Origin of the sequence: Pilosibacter sp. YYHA0881 (assembly GCF_051602715.1) — a bacterium.
Lineage (GTDB): Bacteria > Bacillota > Clostridia > Lachnospirales > Lachnospiraceae > Alitiscatomonas > Alitiscatomonas aceti.
This window is the reverse complement of sequence record NZ_CP175657.1, coordinates 3,265,137-3,288,202: the sequence shown is the minus strand read 5'-3', so window position 1 is coordinate 3,288,202 and position 23,066 is coordinate 3,265,137. Positions and strand designations below refer to the sequence as shown.

The following is a 23,066-nucleotide window of genomic DNA, read 5'->3' as shown; positions in this document are numbered from 1 at the left end:
GTTACACTGCGCATACCCGCAGCGTAAACTGTGATGGCTTTTTAATAAAGCTCTCCCCTAAAAAGGGCAGGGTTATTCTGCTCTGCTCATGGATTGTCCGGTATTTCTTCATCCATGTAAACCCCTTGTCTTTGTTTCGTTCATAATTTTTATTATATCAGCATTCCTGCCGCCTGTCTAACGTTTTTGCACAGAAGCTCCGTTCCCCTTCTTCAGATCTCCATATCCCAGTATCAGGATCGTGGCAATGATCATGGAAAAACCCAGAAAATCAATGGGCTTAAACGGCGCCTTCAGCCACACAGCCGACAGCAGCGTGGCCGCAATGGGCTCCACACAGGCGTAGAGACTGGCCCGGGCCGGGCCGATGAGCTTTACCCCCTGCATATACAGGGTAAAGGCCGCCATGGACCCCAGAAAGATAATGGCCCCCAGGGCCAGAAGAAAGGGGAGATCCAGGGTATAGCGGTATCTCCATGGCTGAAAGACCAGGGCCAGGACGATCCCGCCGATGGTCATTCCCCAGGCCAGAAGGTATGCTGTGGGATAATAGGCCATGAGCCGCCGGGGCTGCATATTGTAAAGGACCACTGTGGCCGCCGACAAAAGCCCCATGACCAGGGCCTCCCTGGAGATCACCATCTGATGGACATTTCCATGGGTAGCGATCAGAAAGATCCCCGATATGGCCAGGATAAGGGACAGGACCTCCACTGCCCTGGGAAGCCGCTTTTCCATAAAGCACACCAGCACCATGATGAGCACCGGAGACAGGTACTGGATCACAGTGGCCGTTCCGGCATTGGAAAGCTCGATGGTGACAAAATATGTATACTGGCAGAGCATGAGACCGGCGATCCCGTAGATCATCACCTCCGCCGCGTCCCTGCCCTTTTTCCAGATCCGGAAGGCCGCTCCTCTTTCCTTAAAAATATAATACAGCAGCATGGTCAGGCCGGCCATGGTCAGGCGGATCGGCACCAGCCACCCCGAGGTCACGCCCTTATACTCAAACAGATACTGTCCGCAGGCCCCCGATAGCCCCCAGAGCGCTCCCCCCAGGATCGTGATCAGGACTCCCGCCTGTGTTCCCATAGTCTTCCGTTCCATGCTCCGTTCTCCCTTCTTCTGCTTTCCATGCATTTTCATACGCCTATATTTTTATTTCAGCCTTGTGTATCCGCCGGAAGAGGTACACGGGATCTCCGTCACCTGGATCTCCTCCCCGTCCAGCACCACCTTAAACAGAATGGTGCTGGGAATACTGCTGCCAAACACGAAATTCCCCAGGCTGTACACAATGGGCTTTCCATTATAGTATTCCACCGGCTGCAGCACATGGGGATGGCTTCCGATGACCAGGTCAGCCCCGGCGTCGATATACTGGCGGCCCATGGCCCTCTGGTAATCCTTTGGCTCTGTCTCCCGCTCCACGCCCCAGTGGACGTAGACCACCAGGTAATCACACTGGCCTCTGGCCGTCTTTATGGCCTCCAGGGCCCGGGCCGGATCATAGGTGGAAAACACACCGGGATGGTCCGGTCCCGCCGCCCAGTCAGCGGACATATAGACCCGGGACGTCCCCAGGAACCCGATCCGTTTTCCATGGACCTCCAGGATCTCCAGGCGCTCCGCCTGGTCCCTGTTTTCTCCTGCCCCCACATGGCGGATCCCCGCCCCGTCCAGGGCTTTTATACTGTCGGTGATCCCCTCCGGACCAAAATCCAGGATGTGGTTATTGGCCAGGGTCACAAGATCCACGCCCATCTCCGTGAGTATGGACACCTTTTCCGGCGGCAGACGGAAGGTAAACTGCTTATCTGCCGCCTTTGTTCCCCGGTCTGTAAACGGGAACTCCTGGTTTACCATAAAAATATCCGCTCCCAGAGTCTCCTTCAGGATCCCCTGGTCCAGGACTCCGGTGATATTTCCGGCACGGCTGTACGCGCCCAGCACATGCTCCGACAGATAAACGTCCCCGGCAAATAAAAGAGTACACGGCTCCCCGCTCTCCCCTCCGGCTTCCTCCGGCACGTCCGCATCCGTTTCCATCTCCGTTTCTTCTGCCGCCGTTTCCAGCCGGATGCTGGTCTTTGTTTCCTGTCCGTTCTTCATTTCCTGGCTGTCCTTTATTTCCTGTCCAGCCTCTGCCCCGGCTGTCTGCCCCTCTGATGGCTCTGGGTACGCCTGGGCTGTTTCTCTCTCTCCTCTGTCCACTCCCGGCCGCGGCTTTAAGCCTCCGCCTGCCAGAAAGGTCCCGGCCATGATTCCCATGGCTGCCAGGATCACAAATAAGAGTGTCAGAAGGATCCGTTTTCCTTTTTCCATATCATCCTCCTTCCGTTTATTGTAACTGGCAGAGAGAAAAAGCACAAGTATTTTCACAGCCCTGCATTTACAAAAACCGCCCGGACGATTTTTCCAGGCGGTTCCGTTTGCATCCATGATTTTTCTTTTCTAAGGGTTCTTTTTCACACCCGCCACAATGGAGATCTCCACCGGTGCGTTTCCAGGTAAGGATGCCACCCCCACAGCAACGCGGCTTCCGACTCCGGCCTCCCCTAACTCCTCACAGAAATACTCCGAGGCCAGGTCTGCGATCTTCGACTGCTTTGTAAAGCCCTCCTCTGCATTCACATAAACGGTGACTGACAGGATCCCGGCGATCTCCTCGCCCTCCTCCAGCCGGTTCTTTGCCGATGTCAGGGCGTTTCTTGCCGCCTGGCGCACCGCATCCCTGTAATCCTCAATGGCGTCTGCACAGAGGACCTTCCCCTCTTTTATGAGGACTCCGTTATTTCTCGGAGTCATCCCCGCCGTGAATACCAGATCTCCAAACCGGACAGCCGGAACGTATTTCCCCTGGGGGATCGGATTTGCTTCTTTTCCCATTGTCTTTTCCTCCCTGTTTACTGTTTTCTGTACCGCTCCATGACTGCAAACAGCCGCTTCATGGCCGCTGCCGCCTTTTCCTTATCCTGTGAGAAATTGATGCGGAACTGATGGACATACTGGGGGCCGAACTCGGTTCCCGGCGTCACGATCACGTCCGCCAGCTCCCGGACGATGCGGATGAACTGGTGAAGGGACACATCCAGCTCCGGGATCGTCACAAACAGATAGCTTCCGCCCTCTGTGGGCTTTGCCGAAACGCCCGGCACATCCCGGATCACCTCCATGACCGCGTCCCGGATCTCTTTGTGAGCCCTGACCCTGGCCTCCAGCCACCCATCCGGCTCATGAAACCAGGTCAGGAATACTGCCTGGTTATAGCCGCTGCACCGCAGGGCCATGATGGCCTGGAGCTTTTCCATCCGTTCAATGATCTCTGCTGTTCCAAAGGCCGCTCCCAGGCGGAAGCCGCTTAAGGATTCTGTTTTGGACGGCCCCAGGATCGTGATCAGGTTCTCCGGGATCTCCTTCTGGGCGCACAGATGGGTATAGGGAATGCCTGGATATACCTGACGGGAGTACAGCTCATCCACGATCAGCGTCACTCCATATTTCTTTGCCAGAGCCGCGATCCCTGTGATCTCCTCATAGGAATAGACACAGCCCACCGGATTGTTGGGATTGGAGAATAAGAACAGCTTCACGCCGTCCTTAAATGCCTCCTCCAGGGATTCCAGGCGGATCCCGGCGCGTCCGCCCTCGTTCTCATACTCCAGGACCACCGGCACCATCTGCCCGCCGAAAAACTCCACCATCTTCCGGTTGGCAAAATAATCCGGCTCCACGATGGCCACCTTGTCTCCCGGCATGATATTGGCCCCCATGGCCAGGAACAGGGCTCCCTGGGTCCCCGGCGTCAGGATCAGGTTTTCCTCTGGATCGATGCTGGCCCCTGTAAAGCCAGAAAGACTGGCGGCCACATGGTCCAGGATCTTCTTTCTGCCCCGGTACGGCGTATACGCCTGGCTGCCGCCCTCTTCAAAGCCTTCCTTAAAAACATCAAAGCTCCCTGGCGTGGGCATATGAGCGTCCACATCCCCATGGGAAAAGTCAACTCTGGCCCCCAGAAGCTTCTCTCCCCGCAGGTCCAGGGCCTCCTTTTTTTGGAGTGCCTCCTGTCCCGGCGCATTGTCAATGCCCAGGCCGGCAAATTTTTCCTGAATCGTCATTCTGCAAACCTCCCATCCATTTCTTTTCTCCAGCATACCACCAGAAACGGACTCTGTCCAATACAGAGACCGGCATAAGCCTATGTCCGGATCCGCATGACTCCGCCCTGGACCGGCGCTCGGGAAAAAATGCGTCCTCTGCCCTCCCGGACTTGCGCAGGCCACAGTCCTCTGGTAAAATAAAAGGCCAGCGAAGGAGGTCTTTTATGTCCAAAACAAAAATCGACTGCGAACAGGCAGTCTGTCTCTCTCAAGAACTGTTCCACGCCCATTTTTCCGGAGAACCTGAAAAATGGTTTTCATACCTTTCCCCGGACAGCATTTATCTGGGCACCGGGGAACCGGCGTTATTCGGCAGAGACGCCATCCGGGCCCGTTTCAAGGATTTTTCCGGAATTCTCCTGGATATCCTGACCGAAGAATACCATCCCGTTCCGCTGGATTCTTCTTCTGCCCTGGTCTGCGGCCAGATCCTGGTCCAGAACCAGCGAAAGACTTTCTGCGTGATCACCCGCTTCACTCTGGTTTACCGGAACGCCGGAGGCAGGCTCCAGCTGTCCCATATCCACAATTCCTATGAGTATGTGCCCGCTGGGGAAACTCCCTCCCTGAAGCTGGACCTGAATACCTTGAAGTTCGTCCGCAGTCTGATCTTAAAACAGCATTCCGGAAAACGCATAGCAGTCCGCAGCGGAAACCAGACTATCTTCGTCGATCCCTATACAGTCCTGTACGTCCAGAGCCAGAATAAGCGGACCGAGCTCGTCTGCGCCGATCAGGTCATTTCCTGCAATAGCTCTTTAAGCGATCTCGCCCGGGAGCTTCCTGATATTTTTTATCCCCTGCACCGGGGATATTATGTAAACACCCTGTATATCACCGCCATCCGCCGCTTTGAGGCAGAACTGATCTCTGGGGCCGTGCTCCCCATCCCGGCTCTGAATTATACAAAGATCCGGGATGATCTCCTGGACCGGATACAGATCAAGCCATAAGAGCGCCTGCACAGATCTTCTATGGCTGTCATAACAGGCGACAGGAGATCATAAGCCGACAGGCTTCGGCCCTCTGCCGCTCCATCCATCCCAGCTTTTCAGAAACTCCACAAACCCCCTCTGCCGCGCCGTCCGTTCTCCCCTCTGTCTCCACAGGATCCGGATGGGCCGCACCGTTTCCCGGCTGTCGATCCTGTAAAACCGCAGCTTTTCCGTTCCTCCGGCATAATATAAAAGCCCGGCCCGTATAAAGGCAGCTCCCTCTCCGGCAGCCGCCAGATAGTAGGCGGTCATCATCTGGTCCAGCTCCATGACGATCCTGGGGGAAAATCCCGCCTCCCTGCAGAGCCTCATGCCCCGCTCCCGCATATCGTTTCCCGGCTTCATGAATAAAAACCGCTCTCCGGCAAACTGCTCCAGAGGAACTCCCGGAACATCGTTCCCGCGGGCCGGATCCAGGGCATACGCCTCCAGTCCCCGGTTCACCGCAAAGCCTGCCGGGACCGCCAGGATGATGTTCTCCATTCTCAGCACCTCCGACTCCATATCCGGCGCAGTATCTCCATTGGCAGAGATCCCCAGCTCCGCCACCCCGGCCCGGAGGAAATCCACCAGGTCCCGGTCATTGGCCTCCACCAGACGGATCTCCCAGTCCGGATACCGTTCCTTAAAGGCAGCGATCACCGGCGGCAGCCCGTAGGTACAGAAAAACGACGGAGCCGCCACCGTCAGACCAGGCCCGCCCTGCTGTCCGGCGGTCTCACAATACTGCTCCAGCTCCATACGGAGCTTCTGCATCTGCTCAAAATATTCCAGCACCTTCTGCCCCTGGGGCGTGGGCTTTAAAGGGATGGAGCTGCGGTCAAAGAGCGTCACCCCCAGGTTTCTTTCCACCTTCCGCACCACCCGGCTTAAGACCGGCGGGGATATAAAATGCTTTCTGGCGGCTCCGGAAAAGCTCTGCTCCTCATGGACCGCCATCACATATTCCATATCCCGGAATTCAACGGGCTCCATGGGATCCCTCTTTTCTCTGTTCCAGGATCTCTTCACAGATCTCCTCCGCAGTCCGGCCGTCTGTGGCCACAGCCGCGTCCGCCGCCGCCTCATACCTGGGCCTGCGTGCTTCCATCAGCTCTTTAATATAGGAAAGGTTCATATTTCCGTTGAGCACCGGCCGGTCTGCACTCCCCTTCACCCGGTCAAAGACCGTCTCCGGCTCCGCCGTTAAAAGGACGATCCTTCCGGCCGCCTTCATAAGGGCCACGTTTTCCTCCCGCAGGACAGTCCCTCCGCCGCAGGAGACCACCATGGGCTCCATATTCCCGATCTCCTTTATAAGATCTGTCTCCAGATCCCGGAAATACTCCTCCCCATGGACCCGGAAGATCTCCGTTATCTCCATACCCTGGCGTTTTACGATCTCCTGATCCATCTCTATCTGCTCTGCGCCGGTCATCCTGCACAGACAGGCCGCGCAGGTGCTCTTCCCGCAGCCCATGAAGCCGATCAAAAAAATATGCTGGTCCAATTTCATCTGTTTCTGCTCTTCCTTCACTATGATTTTCCGCCGTCCCGGCGGATCCTTTCCATGAGTATACCAAAGATCGGCTGCCGTTGCAATCTTCTCCCTCCGCTGATATAATAGCTTCATTAAATCTATCTGGAGGCTTATATGAAACATACCATCACCGGGCATACGGGCCTCATCTGCCTCCTTGGCAGCCCCTGTGCCCACAGTATTTCCCCCATGATGCACAATGCGGCCTTCGAGGCCCTGGACCTGGACTACCGCTACCTGGCCTTTGACGTAAACGAAGAGACCCTTCCCGCCGCCGTGGACGGTCTGAAGGCCATGAATGCCCGCGGCTTTAATCTGACCATGCCCGATAAAAACAGGATGGTGTCCCTCTGCGACCAGCTTTCCCCCGCAGCCCGGCTCATAGGGGCTGTAAATACCGTCGTAAACGACAACGGCGTCCTCACCGGACACAATACCGACGGCGCAGGCTATATGCAGTCTGTAAAGGATGCGGGCTTTCAGATTTCCGGAGAAAAAATGACCCTCCTGGGAGCCGGAGGAGCTGCAACAGCCATTCTGGTCCAGGCGGCCCTGGACGGAGTACGGGAAATCTCCGTCTTTTTAAGGCCCTCCAGCCGCTTCTATGACCGGGCCAGGGAAACGGCAGAGGCGCTGAGGAAAAAGACCGGCTGCATTATCAGCCTCTGCGATTTTTCCGACCATGACCGGCTGCGCTCTGAACTGTCCCAGAGCCGGATCCTGACCAACGCCACCTCCCTGGGAATGGCCCCCAGCGAGGATGCCTGCCCCATTCCCGACGCAGCCTTCCTTCCGGACGGCCTCATCGTCTCCGACATCATCTATAATCCAAAGGAGACCCGACTCCTTTCCATGGCCCGGGCCAAAGGCCTCCCCGCCTTCAACGGATCCTATATGCTCCTCTATCAGGGAGCCGAGGCATTCCGTCTCTGGACCGGAAAAGAAATGCCTGTGGCCCTGATCAAAAATATGTTTTTCTCTTAAACAGCAGCGGAGCCGCTGCTTTATAGATGACTTCCCATCTATTTTGCAGCGGCCCCTTTATCTGCGGCAGGAACTCCTTCCGCCCCATGGCGTTCCAGGCAGGTTATTTCTATTCCTGCTCTGCCACCTCTTTTGCCATGGAAAGCAGTTCCTCCGCGCTCATACTCTCTTCAAATGTAAACAGGCAATAGCTGATGTCCTCCTGTTCCCATGTCACTGCGGCAGAGGTCATGACCTCGACTTCATCGCTTCCGTAGGCCACGTTCAGCTTTCCTTCCTCCTGGAGCTTCTTCTCCTCCTCTGTGATCTCATAATCCGGCGGCACGAACTTATTGACCGTACTGGAATAAGAAAGCACGGTACCGTCCTCCAGGGTCATGACCTGATCCGCAGAGCTTTCGTCCTGCATCCCCACAAAGAGGCGGCTTCCGGAAAGCTCCACGTCCTCCATCCCCTCCTTTTCATAGGTAAATGCCATGGACATGCCCTGGTCCAGACGGTTTTTCCCTTCATCCTGGGTCTCCTCATGCTTGGGGACTGCCTCCTTAAAGGTATATCCGTTGGAAAAGCCTTCCACAGATTTCACCCGGCCATCACAACCCTCCTGCATCTGTACCGCCTGATCATAATCCCTTACGATCTCATTGCGGCTGCTTCCAGACAGGATAAACGCCGGACGCCCTACGGCAACGGCAGTCATGGTCCCAAGGATACAGATGGCGGCTGCTGCAACTACTGTTTTTTTCCAATTCCTATGTTTCATATTTTTTTCCTCCTCAATGGCTTCAAAAACTCTTGTACGGATCCTCTGGTCTGCCAGGGAGCCGCCGATTTCCTCTGACTTCTTATTTAAGGTCTCTTTTAAATTTTTTTCTAAGATAAGATCGTCCATGTGGCGCCTCCTTTTTGATCCTGTTTCGTCAGGGCTTCCTTTAGTCTGGCCTTTCCGTGAAAAAGACGCGATTTGACGGTCCCCTCCAGACATCCGCAGGCTGCGGCTATCTCCTTTATGGTCATCTCATTATAATAATAAAGGATGATCACGGTCCGCTGCTTCACCGGCAGCCTTAAGATCTCCCGGTAAAGGGCCTGCTCCTCCTCCTTCAGTATCACGCGGCTTAAAAGCCCGCCCGGAGCCTCTTTTTCCTCCGGATACACTTCCTCTGCAGGCTGTTCCCGTCTGGCCTTCCGGCAGACCCTCCAGGCCGTCCGGGACAGGGTCTTATAGAACCAGCCCTTAAAGGCCTCCGGGTCCCGGATCTGCTTCCGGTTGATATAGCAGGATGTAAAGGTCTCCTGTACGATATCCTCGCTGTCAGCATAGTTTCCAGAGATCAGGTACGCAGCTCTCAGAGCCTGTTTCTGATATATTTCCATTAAACCGGCAAACGCGTCTTTATCGCCGGATATCATTTTTCTTACCAGCTCTGCTTCTTCCATCCGCCTGCTCCTCCTTCCCTCTTATTTGGTGCACCTGCTATATAGAGGACTGAAGCCGTCAAAAGGTTCAAAAAAATATAAAACAGAAAAAGGAAACCGGAGTCTTCCCCCGGCTTCCCATAAAATTCTCCGCTTATGCGTTCAGATAGTCGATGGCCGTCTGGGCTAAAAGCGCGGCCCCTCTCCATAAAATATCCTCGTCCACGTCGAACCGGCTGTTGTGGAGCGGCCATGGAGTCTTTCCCTCCTGGGCGGTTCCCAGCCATACGAACGCTCCTTCCTTCTCCCTCAGATAGAAGGAAAAGTCCTCGGCGGGCATGGCGGGATTCTTAACATCCACCACATCCTCTTCTCCAAATAAGGACACAGCCGTCTTTTTGATCAGGACCGCATCCCTTTCGTGATTGACCAGGGCCGGATATCCCCGTCCGTATACGATATCCGCTGTGGCCCCGGACTGGAGGCAGATGGCGTCCAGGAGCTTTCTCATGGAATCCTCGATCATATCCCTGGTGTTCTCGTTGAGGGTCCTTACGGTCCCGTCCAGAACACACTCTCCGGCAATGATGTTATACCTGGTTCCCGCATTGAAGATCCCGAATGTGACCACCGCATTATCCAGAGGATCCACCTTCCGGCTGACGATGGACTGGGCCGCCATAACAAACTGGGCTCCCAGGACCACCGCGTCAATGCCCTGGTCCGGCTTTGCTCCATGGGCCGTCTTTCCGTGGATCGTAATGGTAAAGTGGTCGGTGGCAGCCATTAAGGGACCTGCCTTTACTCCCACCTTTCCATGGGGAAGGTCCGGCCATACATGAAGTCCGTAGACCGCCTTCGCGTCATCCAGATATCCGGACTCCAGCATCCCTCTGGAGCCGCCCACGGGAGACAACTCCTCTGCCGGCTGGAACACCAGCTTTACAGTACCATGGATCTGGTCCCGCCGCTCTAAAAGGAGCTTTGCCGCTCCCAAAAGCCCGGTCATATGGTTATCATGGCCGCAGGCGTGCATGACGCCGTCATTTCTGGATCTGTACTCCGTCTCATTCATCTCCTGGATCTGCAAAGCGTCCATATCTGCCCGGAGAGCCACCACGCCGCCTTCCGAAGCGCCCTTGATCACGCCGATGACGCCATGGCCTCCCACATGCTCGATCACCTGGTCGCAGCCCATTTCCTTTAAATAAGCAGCCACCTTTTTAGCCGTTTCCTCCTCTTTTCCGGAAAGCTCCGGATATTCATGGAAATCCCTGCGGATCTTTATAAGCTCCGGCAGCAGCGCTTTTGCGGATTCTGTCATCGTACCCATGCCATCCCCTCCTTATTAAAAAGGGAGGGCCCCAGTGGCCCGGCCGCTGGAGTTCCCTCCCATTTATGGTTTTCTGTTTTTAGAACTTGTTCGCTGCAAACTTTGCATCTTTCCCGTCAACAACGGCGCAGATGTCGTTGGCAACGGTCTCGCAGCAGCGGATCACAGACTGCTCTGTGGTAGCTGCAGTATGCGGTGTCAGGATCACATTGTCAAGGCTGTATAACGGGCTGTCCAACGGCAGCGGCTCTTTCTCTGTTACGTCAAGACCTGCACAGGTGATCACATTCTCCTGCATAGCCTGGATCAGCTCTGCCTCGTTTACGACCTCGCCGCGGCTGGCGTTGATGAAGGAAGCCGTCGGTTTCATCAGCTTAAATTCTCTCATACCAATGCTGTGCTCTGTCTCCGGAGTCAGCGGAGTATGGAGGCTCACAAAATCTGCCTGCTTAAATACTTCATCCTGGCTCTCCACAAGTGTGATCAGGTCGCCCAGCTGCTCCTGCTTTAAGAACGGATCATAACCGATCACATTCATGCCAAAACCACATTTTGCGATGGTGGCTAACATACGTCCGATACGGCCGCAGCCCACAAGACCCAGGGTCTTTCCCTGAAGCTCATAGGTATTGGTCAAGCCGAAACGTACCTTGTAGTTTCCAGAACGGAACTGTCTGTCTACATAATTATAGCGGCGTGCGCATGCCAGCATTAAGAATGCGGCCTGCTCAGCAACGGACTGGGCATTCTGGCCCGGTGCGTATACCACGCGGATCTTTCTTTCTGTGGCTGCTGCAATGTCGATATTATCGAGGCCTGCGCCCTGTTTGCCGATGACCTTTAAATTGGGGCCGGCGGCGTCCATCATCGCTGCGGTAATGGGCTCTGTACGGCACATGATCGCTTCCGGCTTTAATGCCTTTAATTCCTCAATGTAGCCAGCCTCGTCGAAAAAGTGGTTTGTTACAACGGCTTTTCCACCCGCTGCTTCAAAGATCTTTGTTGCAACGTCGCTGATCTGAACGGTGTAAAAAACTGTAAATGCCATTTCCAATACTTCCTTCCTATTTGTACATCGTATTGATATTAACGGATTTCGGGTTCTGATCTCTCGCCCCCGCCGGTACCAGAGGTTTACAAGCCTCTGCTGCCAGGAATATATAAGGGGCCGCCGCGGGCATATTTACCCGTAACAGCCCCCAATATTTCAGTTGGATTCAGTTAAGACACTCAATAGACTGCCAGCTAATTACCAGGCAATACCCTGAGCCATCATAGCGTCAGCTACCTTCTGGAAGCCAACCAGGTTAGCACCTGCAACCAGGTTGTAGCCTAAGCCGTATCTCTCAGCTACTTCTGCAGATCCATCATGGATACCAGTCATGATCTGATGTAACTTGGAGTCAACTTCCTCAGCTGTCCAGGAGTATCTCTCGGAGTTCTGGCTCATCTCAAGACCAGATACAAGAACGCCGCCTGCGTTTACAGCCTTGGACGGAGCAACAACCATATTCGGCTGGCTCATTAAGTACTTAAGAGCATCGTTTGTTGTCGGCATATTGGCAACCTCGATGTAGTACTTAAGACCGTTGGCAACCATCTTCTCAGCCTCTGCCATGTGAACGTCGTTCTGCATAGCTGCCGGCATAACGATGTCAACCTTCTGACCGAACGGCTTCTCACCCGGGAAGAACTGTACGCCAAACTTGTCAGCGTAATCCTGAACGCGGTTGCGTCCGGATGCTCTCATTTCCAGCATGTAGTTGATCTTCTCTTCTGTTACAACTCCGTCGGGATCGTAGATGTATCCGTCCGGACCAGACAGTGTAACTGCCTTTGCGCCTAACTCAGCAAGCTTCTTACAGATACCCCATGCAACGTTACCGAAGCCGGATACTGCAACTGTCTTGCCAGCCAGTGTATCGTTCTCGTGTTTCATAACAGCTTCTACGTAGTAAACAGCGCCGTAACCAGTAGCCTCCGGACGGATCACGGAACCACCGAAGGAACGTCCCTTACCTGTGATCGTGCCGTTCTCGAATGCACCGCGGATCTTACGGTACTGGCCATACAGATAGCCGATCTCACGAGCGCCTACGCCAAGGTCACCAGCCGGGATATCTACATCCGGACCAATGTGACGGTATAACTCAGTCATGAAGGACTGACAGAATCTCATAACCTCTGCATCGCTCTTACCGTTGGGGTCAAAGTCAGAACCACCCTTTGCACCGCCCATGGGGAGTGTTGTAAGGCTGTTTTTGAATGTCTGCTCGAAACCTAAGAATTTCATGATAGACAGATTTACGGACGGAGCGAAACGTAAGCCTCCCTTGTACGGTCCAATTGCGCCGTTGAACTGTACACGGTAGCCGCGGTTAACATGTGTCTGGCCATTATCATCAACCCACGGAACACGGAATTCGATGGTTCTCTCCGGCTCTACCATTCTCTCAAGAAGGGCAACTTTCTCATATTCCGGATGAGCGTCAACGATCGGTGCTAAGGTTCCTAACACTTCCTCAACAGTCTGAAGGAATTCCGGCTCGTTTGCGTTTTTCTCTTTAACTTCCGCCAATACTCTGTCAATATACTTGCTCATTTCGCAAATACCTCCTTAAAATTTGGATTACTTAACCCCTGTGCTCTGCACAAAATAAGAGACTCGGAATACATAAAGGCTTTTATGGGACACTTGCGTCCCAATTAAGGTTATAAAAGAGCCACTCCGGGAGGATATTTCCATCTTTTGTCCCTACTGTTCAGAAAAAATATGTAATATCCAGCAATTCTGCGGAGTTTCGAGGATATCGCTACCCTTGTCCATTCCGTTTCCCCTCCGTATCATCCGTTTCCCTCGGCGGAAAGTAAACAGCAGAAAAGCTCTTTTATTTCGGACTTATGCATTTCACGTCTTTTATTTGTCTTCATTTTAACATACGCTTTTGACATTGTCAAGAATCTGTGATACGATTTTACTGCAAAGCGATTTATCGACATAACTGTCATTAAAAGACTTTTTGCGCCTCAGAAAGGAGCGTTTCCATGATCACCATCAGCATCGTAAGCCCACAGAAATCCATGGATCTCATTGACCGGGCCATTGCAATGAAGGATTTCGGCTGTCTCTTCCATAAATATGTGTACGACCGACTGGAGGAGATCGAGGATATTTACGAACAGTGCAAGGATTCCTGCGACGTTATGTTCTTCTCCGGGGAGCTGGGCTATTCCTACATGCTGACCCATGTCCCGGATATCAAGGTCCCCTGTACCCTGATCTCCTATGAGGATAAGCACATCCTGTCCATCCTTTTAAACTTTGTGGTGCGGTATCCCCATATCCCGCTGACCCGGGTCTACATCGATTTCCTGACCCCTGTCAACGATTATATGAACCTGAAGCAGTATCTGGCCCCCGCCCACATGCCTTACCTGTTTGAAAATCCCGTATACAATTATGAGACCTTAAAGGAACGGGCCGAGGAGCTGTGGAAAGGCGGAAAGATCGATATCATGCTGACCCGGACCACCAACCAGCTCAACGTGCTCAATAAGCTGAAGATCCCATACATCCATATCCTGCCCACAGAGGAGATGATCCGTGACTCCATAAAGAGCGCGGTCAATGCCATCCGCCTGAAGCAGCAGAGCCAGGACACAAAGCTCATCGTCCTGGTGAAGCTGATCTACCCGGAGCACATCACCTCCCATGACCGGGAGTATCTGGAGATCACCCTCCACAAATATCTTCTGGACTTCCGCCGGGAATACCATTATGACTTTGCCATCCGCTCCGTATCCAACCGGTTCGAGCTGGACATGGACACGGATCTTTATAAGAAGAGCTTTGACCGGATCCAGGATCTGATCTCTTATCTGGATCAGAAAGGGGACCTGGAATTCCGTCTGGGCGCCGGCTTCGGAAACTCCCTGGGAGAGAGCCATTACCAGGCAGAAAAGGCCCTCCAGGAAGCCATCCGCTACGGAAAGAACGACGGCTTCATCATCCATGGGGATGAAAACGTCCTCACCGGACCGCTCTCCCTTACCAGGAACTTAAATTACAGCTACTCCAACACCAGGGCTCTGGCCTACTCCCAGGAAAACGGCATCAACGAGAGCAATCTTCTGAGGATCGTAGGCCTGTTCCAGATGGACAATGACGCCGTGGTCACCGCCTCCTCCCTGTCCCAGCTCTTAAATATTACCAGCCGCAGCTGCAACCGGATCCTGCAGCAGCTCCTGGATTCCGGTCTCATTGAGGAGATCGAGCCCCTCCGCCAGGAAGGAAAGGGGCGGCCCACAAGGCAGTACCGCTTCTTAAAAGAGCAGTTCATTGATACCTTTTTCTAAAGCACAGGCTGTCCCGGAAGACGGCGCTTTCTAAAGAGAGGCCAGCTCCCGTCCCAGGGCCCTGCACTGCTCCAGGGCGTCCCCGTCCGGCGCTTCGCTGGCGATGACGCCCTCTCTTCCCACAAGGACGGCTCCAGCCGCCTTCATCCTGTCCTCCCAGTCCCGCATCCACTGGCCGTCTCCCCAGCCATAGGAACCGAACAGGCCGATCCTTTTTCCCTGGGCAAAGCCCTCCACTTCCATCACAAAGGGCTCCATCTCCCCCTCCTCCAGCACCTCGGCCCCCATGGCCGGGCAGCCCAGGGCAAACGCCTGAGCCTCCCTCAGGCGGTCCATGGATACCTCCGAAATATGACGCACATCTGCCTTTTTCCCGGCTGTTTCCACGCCTTCTCCCACAGCCTCTGCCATGGCCTTTGTATTTCCTGTCTGTGTCCAGTACGCGATGATGATCGTATCCATTGATTCTTCCTCCTGTGATTTATGATGTATATTTTATAATGTCCCGGATCCCGGTCCCGTTTCCCGCCATACGGATGGCTGCCTCCCTGGCCCTGTCGTATCCGTCAAAGATCCTTCTGGCCCTGGCGGGATCCTTATAGACCTTCCAGTAGCCGGAACAGAGAAAATTTTTTCCTCCGTTTTCGATGAAGCCGGACACATCCTCGGGCGGATATCCCAGAAGGAGGCCGATCTCATGGGGGAATTCTCCCCTTCCGTCCATATGGCGCTGATACCGGTCCGAAAGCCTGGACAGGATCTCCGGAAGCTCCATGCCCCTGTATCCAAAGGAATCCAAAAGCCTCCGCACCTTTCCCACCGAAAGGAAACGCTTCAGCCGCTGCTCCCTGTATAGGAAAACAGAGATCCGTCCATTCTTTTTATAGAGGATCCGGCTGGAAACCGGCGTCGCTTCAAACATGGAAGCCACCTCCCTCTGCTGCCCTTCCCGGACATGGAGGAGGTTGGACATTTTGATCCCCGTAAGGAGCGGCGCGCACTGGAGCACTGCCTGGGTCTCAGCTCCCTCCAGATCCATCTGCGTCATAATGTGAAAAGCTTCCTCGCTCATGAGTCTCTCCTCCTTCCTTAAACGCTGTGATTCTCCAGGATCTCTGTAAGGGCGCTCTTACTGCTGGTGTGGCAGCGGACCACGCTGGTCCTGGCCTCGTCGATCCCATCCAGTACGCTGCGGATCATTTTATGGGACACAGTACTGGTAAACAGGATCAGAAGATCGGGACATCCGATCTGTTTATCCAGTCCGGTCCGCATCTGGGTAAATACCTTCGCCTTCCATTGATGATCCTCACAGATCTCCTTATACTGCCTGACCATCCGGTCATGGCCTCCAACGATCACAACGCTCATATCCATTCTCCTTCCCGGTCTGTGATTTCTATTTTAGTTAGTTATCTCTAACTCATGTTTATAAGTTAGCATATGCTAACTCTTTTGTCAAGCTTTTTCAATTTGACCCCTGGATCTTCCTATGCTATACTGGTCGTAAAAGATGCCGGGCGGACGGTTTTTTGTCTCCGGTATCACTGCAAAATGTTTGGGGGTGCTTGTTTGAAAATACAGGAATCAGCAGAAAACTATCTGGAGACCATACTGGTCCTCAGTCTGGATAAGCCATATGTCCGTTCCATCGATATCGCCAATGAGCTGGGATTTTCCAAGCCCAGCGTCAGCGTGGCCATGAAGAATCTCCGCAACAGCGGCCATATCCGCGTGGACGAAAACGGCCACATTACCCTGGCTCCCCCTGGAAAAAAGATCGCGGAAATGATCTATGAGCGCCACAGGATCCTGTCCCAGTGGCTGGAATCCCTGGGCGTCAGCAGAGAGACTGCCTCTGAGGACGCCTGCCGGATCGAGCATGTCATCAGCGAGGAGAGCTTTGCCGCCATTAAGGACCATTTAAAGCAGACGTCCGTATAAGAAAAGGATGTGAACCAGAATTGTAGTTTCTTGAAGAAATGCCGATCGTCAGCGAAGCGGTTTATGACGCATTTAAGCCAGATAAACTAAATTACGAGCGATTGGGAACTGGTAATGCCATACATATGCACTGGCACTTATTTCCAAGGAGGGAAGGTGATATTCCCGTAAAGGGACCGGTGTGGAAACTTGACAAGAAAGAAATGTACGCAGAAAAATATCGGCCAACTCCAAGTGAATTAGAGCAATATAAACAACGTTTACTAAAATCGCTCAACAAAATACAACGTCAAAAGGAATGAGGCTGTAAAAAGAGCCATTGAAAGAAACATCGCTGAGGTCGTGAGGCTTCAGCGTTTTTTCATGGAGTCTATGAAAGTTTTTTATTCCTCATATTCACTAAAAAACAATATGAACCGATGTATCCTGAACCAGATCTAAAAACAGGTCATTATCAACCACTTCCGTTACTAAAATCACAGAATGGTCATCCTGTACCTTACTGTAAGTAATCTTACGAATATCCTTTCTGTAATCCCCCAGATTTTCAATGCTTATTTTCCCATCACGGAAAAGCTGGCAAAGAATCGTATCATTGCTTTTATACGAAACTGGTACTGGCGTCCTTGAAATAAATATTTCTCTTAAACTGGCCTCAGCTTTACGCTGGAACTCATACGTATCACTATCTTGTGAATATATAGTCAGCGTCTCCGTCTCCGGATAATACCAGGAAACTACTTCTGCCAAAATTGTGATAGAAACCTCTCCGGCATTCTTCTTTTTTATTCTGCCCGAAGGTAACATCTGGCTTGAAATCGGCCACTCGTCATAAAGCTTATTCATCCAGTCTTTGTATGCATCCATATCAAGTACGTCTGCCTTTTCCACAAAACGGCGTAAATAGCTTTTTATTTTTCCAATCTGATACGTAGAAGCAAGAACGATCTGATAAAGATTACCTTCCTCATTGTTTGTAAGATCCGAATAATCTTCTTCTGCGATACTATGGATCGGATATCCAAGTTCAATCAGTTTTTGCACATAATTTGCTCTGCCTGCAGCATCATTAATTTCCACCAATACCCATTCTGGAATAAGAATAAGATCATAATCCCTCAAAATATCATCTGATGGTATCCCTTTTCCCTCTAATCCCTGCATAAATGAAATGGAAGACGTGTCCAAAAGGGCGATATGCTTATTATTATCAATATTTGTGATTCTCGTTATTTCCATCATTCTCCCTTCCTCGTAATCATAGAGATTTCTTTCATAATATTTATCAGAAATTCTTCATTATCTTTATGGTAATTAAGTTCTGGATTCGTAGCTTTGCTTCTTCTTATCCGTTCCTGCAAGGACGCTGCGTTGACTACATAAGATGGTTTTACCAGACTATCATCCAGACCCAGTTTCTGAAACCTCTGTGGCATATCCTCAAATTCCAAGTCAAAAACTTCCTTAATTCTTTTCGCCAGTGTTTCATTTTCGCTCTGCACCGCATATTCATAAAGAGAAACCAACACTGCTTTATAGGTCGCCTGAAATGCTGACATACAGAGGAATATTTTTGAAACAAAATCCATCTCAGGAAGTTCTATAAAATATCTGTCAACACCCGCCAACAACATACCTGCTGCAAAGCATTCAGCCTTTCTTTCCTCCATCGTATTATCTCTTTCAATAAAATGATCAAATGACACTTTATCAAAAATAAGATGATAGATTTCATGCCATGCTGCAAAATATTGATTTGCACGCGGCAGTGCTGTATTAAGGACGGGTATTCTTTTCCCGCTTTTTACAAAAATTGCTCCACTCCAAAATTTGTCTTCAATAGGCATCTGAATCAAACCAAATCCCTGTAAAATCAGCAAAGCAAGCTGCGGTCCTGATGCAACCTTCATAATTGCAGGATTCACCTGCAATTTCATTGTCTGCTCCAACACTTCATTTCTAATTTCATTATTCTTTTCTATAACTAAATCTATATTCGCAGCAGTTATTAATTCACTCATACATGCTCTTCTCCGTTTCACTTCGGCCGTCGCTGAACAAAGGTCCACTGGACCTTTGTTCAGCGACCTTAATAATATATTTCACACAGATCAATAATATCAAGAAGCAGGTTATACTGTTTCTTCGCTGTTTCGCTCATTTCATGTTCCAAAGGGGCATTCTGTGAAAACACTGTTGCTGTGACCGGCTTAGCAGATACAGAACGGTAAAGCAGCAGCTCTTCTACTGACATATTCAGCACTTTCAAAATCTTCTGCAGATGACGATCAAATGTACTTTTGTTATCAACAGCACCATTTAACAATCGATCTAATGTCGGACGTGATATGTCCGCCTTGCCGGCAAAGGACACTTTCGTGTAGCCTTTATCTCTAATACACTCTTTTAACTTTGAAGCCACCAGACTTCTTTGTTCAAATAATTCATCAAACCTCATTGTGATGACCTCCTTCTATTTTCTCACCATTATTATATAGTAAAATGAAGGATTCATCAATATGATTGTAAAATATTTTTTTACATTTTAACATTTTCTACTTAAATGAACAGGATACCTCTTTCATCATAAACAGATGCTGTGACATCATTCCTACAACGAATTGCCCTATCCAATCCCACCAATAAAATCGCTGAAGCCTCACGGCCTCAGCGATTTCTCTTTAAAAAGCTTTTTGCAGCTTTCTCCTATCTCTCCCTCTTCATCCGAAGGACCTTTCCATTCTTAACTCCCGTAAACTCGCCATTCTTTACCGCGGTCTTTCCGTTTACGATGACGTATTCGATCCCGTTGTTTTTGCGGAACGGATGGTCGTAATCGGCGTTGGCCCGGACATTCTTATAATCAAAGACCGTAATGTCTGCGTTGAGCCCCTCTTTCAGCTTACCGATCATGGGAAGTCCGTAGACCTCTGACGGCATGCCGGTCAGACGGTAAACGGCATCCTCCAGCGTCCAGAGGCCGTTGTCCCGGATCAGCTCCAGGCGGCGGGCCATGGTTCCCATGGCTCTCGGATGGCTTCCATACTTCTTCTCACGATCCACCACCGCTCCATAATCGCTCCAGTCGCTGCCGCACATCACCCAAGGCTGGCTCATGAAGTTTAAGAGGTCGCTGTCGTTCTGGGAAAAATAAATGCCCTGGACAATGCCGTCGTTGGCCGCCAGCAGGTCGATGCAGGCGTCGAAGGGAGTCTTTCCCTGTTCCTCTGCCAGCTGCGCCAGAGTCTTTCCAATATGTTCCTTTGTTTTATATGCGCCGGCGATCAGACAGCCCTCATAGCCCGCGGAGTAGATGTTGCTCTCAAACTCATGGGCCTCATGGAAGATGGACCACTCCGCCTGCTTTCTCAGTTCTGCACTCTCTGCCAGGCAGCGCAGTCCCTCGGCCTTTCCCGCGGTCAGATATTTGGGCGGGATCTGGGAGATCAGCGGGGCGGAGCCTCCGGTGAACGGATACTGGTCGGCGGTGATGGTCATTCCGGCCTTCTGGTTTTCTTCAATATACCGGATAATGTCCCGGCTGTTTCCTTCGTTCTGGCGGCCGATGACCTTGATATGGGAGATATTTACAGGGATCCCGCTTTCCCGGCCGATGACCAGTGCCTCCTCGATGGATTCCTTCAGCTGGTTTCCTTCCCCGCGGATATGGGTGGTGTATACGCCGCCGTACTCATGGGCCACCTTGGCGATCTCCACCAGCTCATGGGTGCCTGCAAACACCGACGGTGTGTATACAAGGCCCGTGGAAAAGCCCAGACAGCCGCATTCCATGGCCTCCCGCATCAGACCGCGCATCTGTTCCAGCTGTTCCTCATCCGGAGTTCCGTCGCCAAAGCCCATGACCTTGCCGCGGATAGGTCCCTGGCCTGCAAAAAACGCCAGGTTTGCACCGTGGGGAATGCTGTCCACATAGGCAAAGTAAGAAGTATAGCTTTCACAGATCCTCTCATATTCTTCCCTGGAGATCCCATGGGACGGATCAAATTCCCCGTAATACGGAGCCGCCATAGAACCGCACTGGCCTGCCAGCTCCGTGGTGGCCCCGTCCTCCAGATGGTTGTAGCCTGTGGTCTCCGGGCTGAATACCGTACCGTCGGAATGGGTATGGGTATCGATGAATCCAGGAGCCACCACCAGCCCCCTGGCGTCGATCACCGTCTCCGCCCCTTCTGCAATTTCCGGAGCGATCCTGGCGATCTTCCCGTCCTTCACAGCCACATCCGCCTGGAAACGGGGCGCTCCCGTTCCATCCACCACGGTTCCGTTTTTGATTAAAAGATCATACATACCTTTTTCTCCTTTTTATTTATATTATTTTTTACCTTCTTCCACTTTCCCCGCCAGCTTTTCCGCCGCCGCGGCCATCTGCCATTTTGATGGTTCCCAGCCAAACCGGATCTCCAGGATCCTGTTCTCATAAAATACCAGATATTCGTTGAGATAGCCGCTGCTCCAGTATACCCGGTAGGCATCCAGAGCCTTCCACGGTGCCGGATCCACCGGCTCATAGTGGTCTGCCATGACCACCATCTGGTCAGTCACCACGTCCTGCCGCTCCCAGAGCAGCCGTTTCTTCAAAAAGCCATACAAGAAGCCCGCCTTTACCTCCGTCACCTCATAGCGGAGATCCGGGACCGACCGGTCCTCTGTCAGGGGCTTCTGGCTGTATTCCGTATGGGCCAGGAATATCGTCTCCGCCCGGTCCGCCATAGTGGACCATTGATCGCAGCCCGCATCCCTCAGATCCTTCATTTCCAGGGGGATGGGATCGTCATACACATCCATCTCCCAGCCGCCCTTGTCATAGGTCCCCACAGGCCTGCTCCGCTTCGTGATCCCCACAGAGGATATCATGACCGTCAGGGCCGCCACAAAGCAGGAGGACATGATCACTGTCAGACCAATGGTAAAAAAGAGATTCTTTTTCCGGGAGGCCCCACGTTTCTTCATACGCTCCCGGATATATATGACAGATCCCGTCATGGCCAGGATCCCGCCCAGGACCACCGCCAGCCAGCCTAATCCCCATGGACCGCCGCTCATCTGGCAGAGGATCAGCCCGCTGAGGAAAAGAGCCAGGAGAGCCAGAGCCAGGGACAGTCTCCGGTTCCCCCGGAGCCCGTAAAATCTGCCATTTTCTGCCTCTTTCTCCGCCCGCCTTGTCCAGGCCAGATACCCCAGAAGCTCGCATAAAACAGCGCAGAGGACCAGGAACCAGACTGGGATCATATACGCGGTGGCCGGTCTTGAAAGGAAGCGCACCGGGGATTCCCAAAGCTGCCCGCCCAGCACCATAAGCTGCATCACGCTCAGTCCCGCCAGCAGAAGCTGGCCTGGAAGCATCCCCTTTTTCATGGCCGCCCGGACGGTCTCCACCTGGATCACCGGATCGGTTTCAATGGGCACCGGATCCTCCTGCTCATTATAAAAGATCTGCATCTGGCCCCAGCGGGCCGCCAGGATCCAGCCGTCTCTTTTACACAACTCCTCCAGCTGTATCTGGCCCTCCGTGGGGCTGGGATCGAAGTCTGAGGCCTTGGGAAAATAGACCACGTTCACTGCCAGCTTCTTTGGTCCGATCCGCCGGTATTTCCAGAAATACGGCCCCGGCTGTTCCACCAGCCATCCCTTTTCCGCCATGCGTGCCACCCGGTCTTCAATGGCCGCCTTATCATAAAAAGCAAGGTTTTCCAACTGTCTCTTTCTGTTCTTCATGCCAGCGCCTCCTTTCCCGTCATGGGGCCCTCCCAGCCTGTGTCCAGAACCTCCCGTTCCGCCTTTCTGTTCCCGAATATCTCCTGGTAATCCCGGGCCTGAGCGCAGATCCTTTCATATTCCCGGTCCAGCCGATCCCTTCCCACGTCGGTGAGGAGATAGCTTCTCCGTCTCCCCTCCACCTTTGTCTCCCGGATCATCCCGGCCTCTGAAAACTGCTCCAGCAGGTTATAAAGAGTTCCGGAGCCCACGGTCACCCGGCCTCCAGTCATGGACGGCACCCGGTCCAGGATATCCGTCCCGCAGCACTCCTCATCCAGACAGAGAAGGACGTAAAACATCTGCTCTGTCAGCGTGTGGAATTTTTCTCTCGCCATGCCATCACCCCTGTTTGTATATACTTATATGTAGATCCTGTCTCCGTCCATGATCCCGATCATCAGTCATCTGTAATTTTATTGTATACTCGATAATCGAGGTTGTCAACAAAAACCCTTATACCAGCATATTTTATCAGCGGCTATTTTTTCTGTTTTCTGCCCCACAGGAAAGAAATCCGGTCGCGGGCCTCTTTCCTGTATCGGTCCGTTTCTGCGGACAAATTTTCCTTCCGCCGC

24 protein-coding genes are annotated in these 23,066 nt (G+C 52.4%); 4 read left to right on the top strand and 20 right to left on the bottom strand.

Annotated features, from left to right (window positions below):
• Positions 1-177 precede the first annotated feature (177 nt).
• From ACI6NM_RS15470 to ACI6NM_RS15455, 4 genes are all read right to left on the bottom strand, one after another.
• A complete protein-coding gene (locus tag ACI6NM_RS15470; RefSeq protein ID WP_158358456.1) occupies positions 178-1,110 on the bottom strand; it encodes a DMT family transporter in 933 nt (310 codons plus the stop codon).
• 51 nt (positions 1,111-1,161) lie between these two features.
• Positions 1,162-2,328, bottom strand: coding sequence for a CapA family protein (locus ACI6NM_RS15465; protein ID WP_262427193.1), 1,167 nt, complete (start codon positions 2,326-2,328; stop codon positions 1,162-1,164).
• Between the two features lie 129 nt (positions 2,329-2,457).
• The gene (locus ACI6NM_RS15460; RefSeq protein WP_262427194.1) at positions 2,458-2,892 is read right to left on the bottom strand and encodes a RidA family protein; all 435 of its coding nucleotides are present in this window, start codon (positions 2,890-2,892) and stop codon (positions 2,458-2,460) included.
• A 17-nt stretch (positions 2,893-2,909) separates the two neighbouring features.
• Positions 2,910-4,121, bottom strand: a complete 1,212-nt coding sequence (locus ACI6NM_RS15455) for a pyridoxal phosphate-dependent aminotransferase (protein WP_262427195.1) — start codon at positions 4,119-4,121, stop codon at positions 2,910-2,912.
• Positions 4,122-4,327: 206 nt separating this feature from the next.
• Between ACI6NM_RS15455 and ACI6NM_RS15450 the strand changes: the two genes are divergently transcribed.
• The gene (locus ACI6NM_RS15450; protein WP_158358453.1) at positions 4,328-5,116 is read left to right on the top strand and encodes a LytTR family transcriptional regulator; all 789 of its coding nucleotides are present in this window, start codon (positions 4,328-4,330) and stop codon (positions 5,114-5,116) included.
• Positions 5,117-5,164: 48 nt separating this feature from the next.
• Here ACI6NM_RS15450 and ACI6NM_RS15445 read toward each other — a convergent pair whose 3' ends face one another.
• Together ACI6NM_RS15445 and ACI6NM_RS15440 are read right to left on the bottom strand one after the other, a co-directional pair.
• Positions 5,165-6,133, bottom strand: a complete 969-nt coding sequence (locus ACI6NM_RS15445) for a LysR family transcriptional regulator (RefSeq protein ID WP_262427196.1) — start codon at positions 6,131-6,133, stop codon at positions 5,165-5,167.
• A complete protein-coding gene (locus tag ACI6NM_RS15440) occupies positions 6,120-6,653 on the bottom strand; it encodes a shikimate kinase (protein ID WP_262427197.1) in 534 nt (177 codons plus the stop codon). Before ACI6NM_RS15440 ends, ACI6NM_RS15445 begins: the two co-directional genes overlap by 14 nt.
• Positions 6,654-6,791: 138 nt before the next feature.
• On the opposite strand from ACI6NM_RS15440, the gene aroE reads away from it, so the two are divergent.
• A complete protein-coding gene (aroE, locus tag ACI6NM_RS15435; protein ID WP_022273201.1) occupies positions 6,792-7,661 on the top strand; it encodes a shikimate dehydrogenase in 870 nt (289 codons plus the stop codon).
• A gap of 109 nt (positions 7,662-7,770) precedes the next feature.
• On the opposite strand, the gene ACI6NM_RS15430 is transcribed toward aroE, so the two are convergent.
• The 5 genes from ACI6NM_RS15430 to gdhA all read right to left on the bottom strand — a co-directional run bounded on the left by ACI6NM_RS15430 (position 7,771) and on the right by gdhA (position 13,015).
• Positions 7,771-8,553, bottom strand: a complete 783-nt coding sequence (locus ACI6NM_RS15430; protein ID WP_262427198.1) for a DUF4179 domain-containing protein — start codon at positions 8,551-8,553, stop codon at positions 7,771-7,773.
• Complete coding sequence (locus ACI6NM_RS15425; RefSeq protein WP_022273204.1) at positions 8,535-9,101, bottom strand: RNA polymerase sigma factor; 567 nt, start codon at positions 9,099-9,101, stop codon at positions 8,535-8,537. The genes ACI6NM_RS15430 and ACI6NM_RS15425 overlap by 19 nt, the downstream gene beginning before the upstream one ends.
• A 133-nt stretch (positions 9,102-9,234) precedes the next feature.
• On the bottom strand, positions 9,235-10,413 hold the full coding sequence (locus ACI6NM_RS15420; protein ID WP_022273205.1) for a M20 metallopeptidase family protein: 1,179 nt from the start codon (positions 10,411-10,413) through the stop codon (positions 9,235-9,237).
• 79 nt (positions 10,414-10,492) lie between these two features.
• Complete coding sequence (locus ACI6NM_RS15415) at positions 10,493-11,461, bottom strand: hydroxyacid dehydrogenase (protein ID WP_022273206.1); 969 nt, start codon at positions 11,459-11,461, stop codon at positions 10,493-10,495.
• 201 nt (positions 11,462-11,662) lie between these two features.
• Positions 11,663-13,015: an NADP-specific glutamate dehydrogenase gene (gene gdhA, locus ACI6NM_RS15410; RefSeq protein WP_158358446.1), complete on the bottom strand. Its 1,353-nt coding sequence runs from the start codon at positions 13,013-13,015 to the stop codon at positions 11,663-11,665.
• Positions 13,016-13,458: 443 nt separating this feature from the next.
• Here gdhA and ACI6NM_RS15405 point away from each other — a divergent pair, with 443 nt between their 5' ends.
• Positions 13,459-14,769 (top strand): helix-turn-helix domain-containing protein, encoded by a 1,311-nt coding sequence (locus ACI6NM_RS15405; protein ID WP_262427199.1) that lies wholly within the window; start codon positions 13,459-13,461, stop codon positions 14,767-14,769.
• Positions 14,770-14,799: 30 nt separating this feature from the next.
• On the opposite strand, the gene ACI6NM_RS15400 is transcribed toward ACI6NM_RS15405, so the two are convergent.
• From ACI6NM_RS15400 to ACI6NM_RS15390, 3 genes are read right to left on the bottom strand one after another with little or no spacing between them, the layout of a single operon-like run.
• The gene (locus ACI6NM_RS15400) at positions 14,800-15,231 is read right to left on the bottom strand and encodes a flavodoxin (RefSeq protein ID WP_262427200.1); all 432 of its coding nucleotides are present in this window, start codon (positions 15,229-15,231) and stop codon (positions 14,800-14,802) included.
• A 19-nt stretch (positions 15,232-15,250) separates the two neighbouring features.
• The gene (locus ACI6NM_RS15395; RefSeq protein ID WP_262427201.1) at positions 15,251-15,841 is read right to left on the bottom strand and encodes a DUF3793 family protein; all 591 of its coding nucleotides are present in this window, start codon (positions 15,839-15,841) and stop codon (positions 15,251-15,253) included.
• Between the two features lie 17 nt (positions 15,842-15,858).
• Positions 15,859-16,140 carry a DUF2325 domain-containing protein gene (locus tag ACI6NM_RS15390; protein ID WP_022273211.1) on the bottom strand — a complete coding sequence of 94 codons (282 nt, stop codon included), beginning with the start codon at positions 16,138-16,140 and terminating at the stop codon, positions 15,859-15,861.
• Positions 16,141-16,341: 201 nt separating this feature from the next.
• Between ACI6NM_RS15390 and ACI6NM_RS15385 the strand changes: the two genes are divergently transcribed.
• Positions 16,342-16,713, top strand: a complete 372-nt coding sequence (locus tag ACI6NM_RS15385) for a metal-dependent transcriptional regulator (RefSeq protein ID WP_022273212.1) — start codon at positions 16,342-16,344, stop codon at positions 16,711-16,713.
• Positions 16,714-17,112: 399 nt separating this feature from the next.
• Here the strand turns inward: ACI6NM_RS15385 and ACI6NM_RS15380 are convergent, their stop codons facing one another.
• From ACI6NM_RS15380 to ACI6NM_RS15355, 6 genes are all read right to left on the bottom strand, one after another.
• Positions 17,113-17,955, bottom strand: coding sequence for a hypothetical protein (locus ACI6NM_RS15380; protein WP_262427202.1), 843 nt, complete (start codon positions 17,953-17,955; stop codon positions 17,113-17,115).
• Positions 17,952-18,734 (bottom strand): ImmA/IrrE family metallo-endopeptidase, encoded by a 783-nt coding sequence (locus ACI6NM_RS15375; RefSeq protein WP_262427203.1) that lies wholly within the window; start codon positions 18,732-18,734, stop codon positions 17,952-17,954. Before ACI6NM_RS15375 ends, ACI6NM_RS15380 begins: the two co-directional genes overlap by 4 nt.
• A 68-nt stretch (positions 18,735-18,802) precedes the next feature.
• Positions 18,803-19,171, bottom strand: coding sequence for a helix-turn-helix domain-containing protein (locus ACI6NM_RS15370; RefSeq protein WP_262427204.1), 369 nt, complete (start codon positions 19,169-19,171; stop codon positions 18,803-18,805).
• A gap of 248 nt (positions 19,172-19,419) precedes the next feature.
• The gene (locus ACI6NM_RS15365) at positions 19,420-21,021 is read right to left on the bottom strand and encodes an N-acyl-D-amino-acid deacylase family protein (protein ID WP_262427205.1); all 1,602 of its coding nucleotides are present in this window, start codon (positions 21,019-21,021) and stop codon (positions 19,420-19,422) included.
• 24 nt (positions 21,022-21,045) lie between these two features.
• On the bottom strand, positions 21,046-22,449 hold the full coding sequence (locus ACI6NM_RS15360; protein ID WP_262427206.1) for a DUF2812 domain-containing protein: 1,404 nt from the start codon (positions 22,447-22,449) through the stop codon (positions 21,046-21,048).
• Positions 22,446-22,826 carry a PadR family transcriptional regulator gene (locus tag ACI6NM_RS15355; protein ID WP_262427207.1) on the bottom strand — a complete coding sequence of 127 codons (381 nt, stop codon included), beginning with the start codon at positions 22,824-22,826 and terminating at the stop codon, positions 22,446-22,448. The genes ACI6NM_RS15360 and ACI6NM_RS15355 overlap by 4 nt, the downstream gene beginning before the upstream one ends.
• Positions 22,827-23,066: the final 240 nt, after the last annotated feature.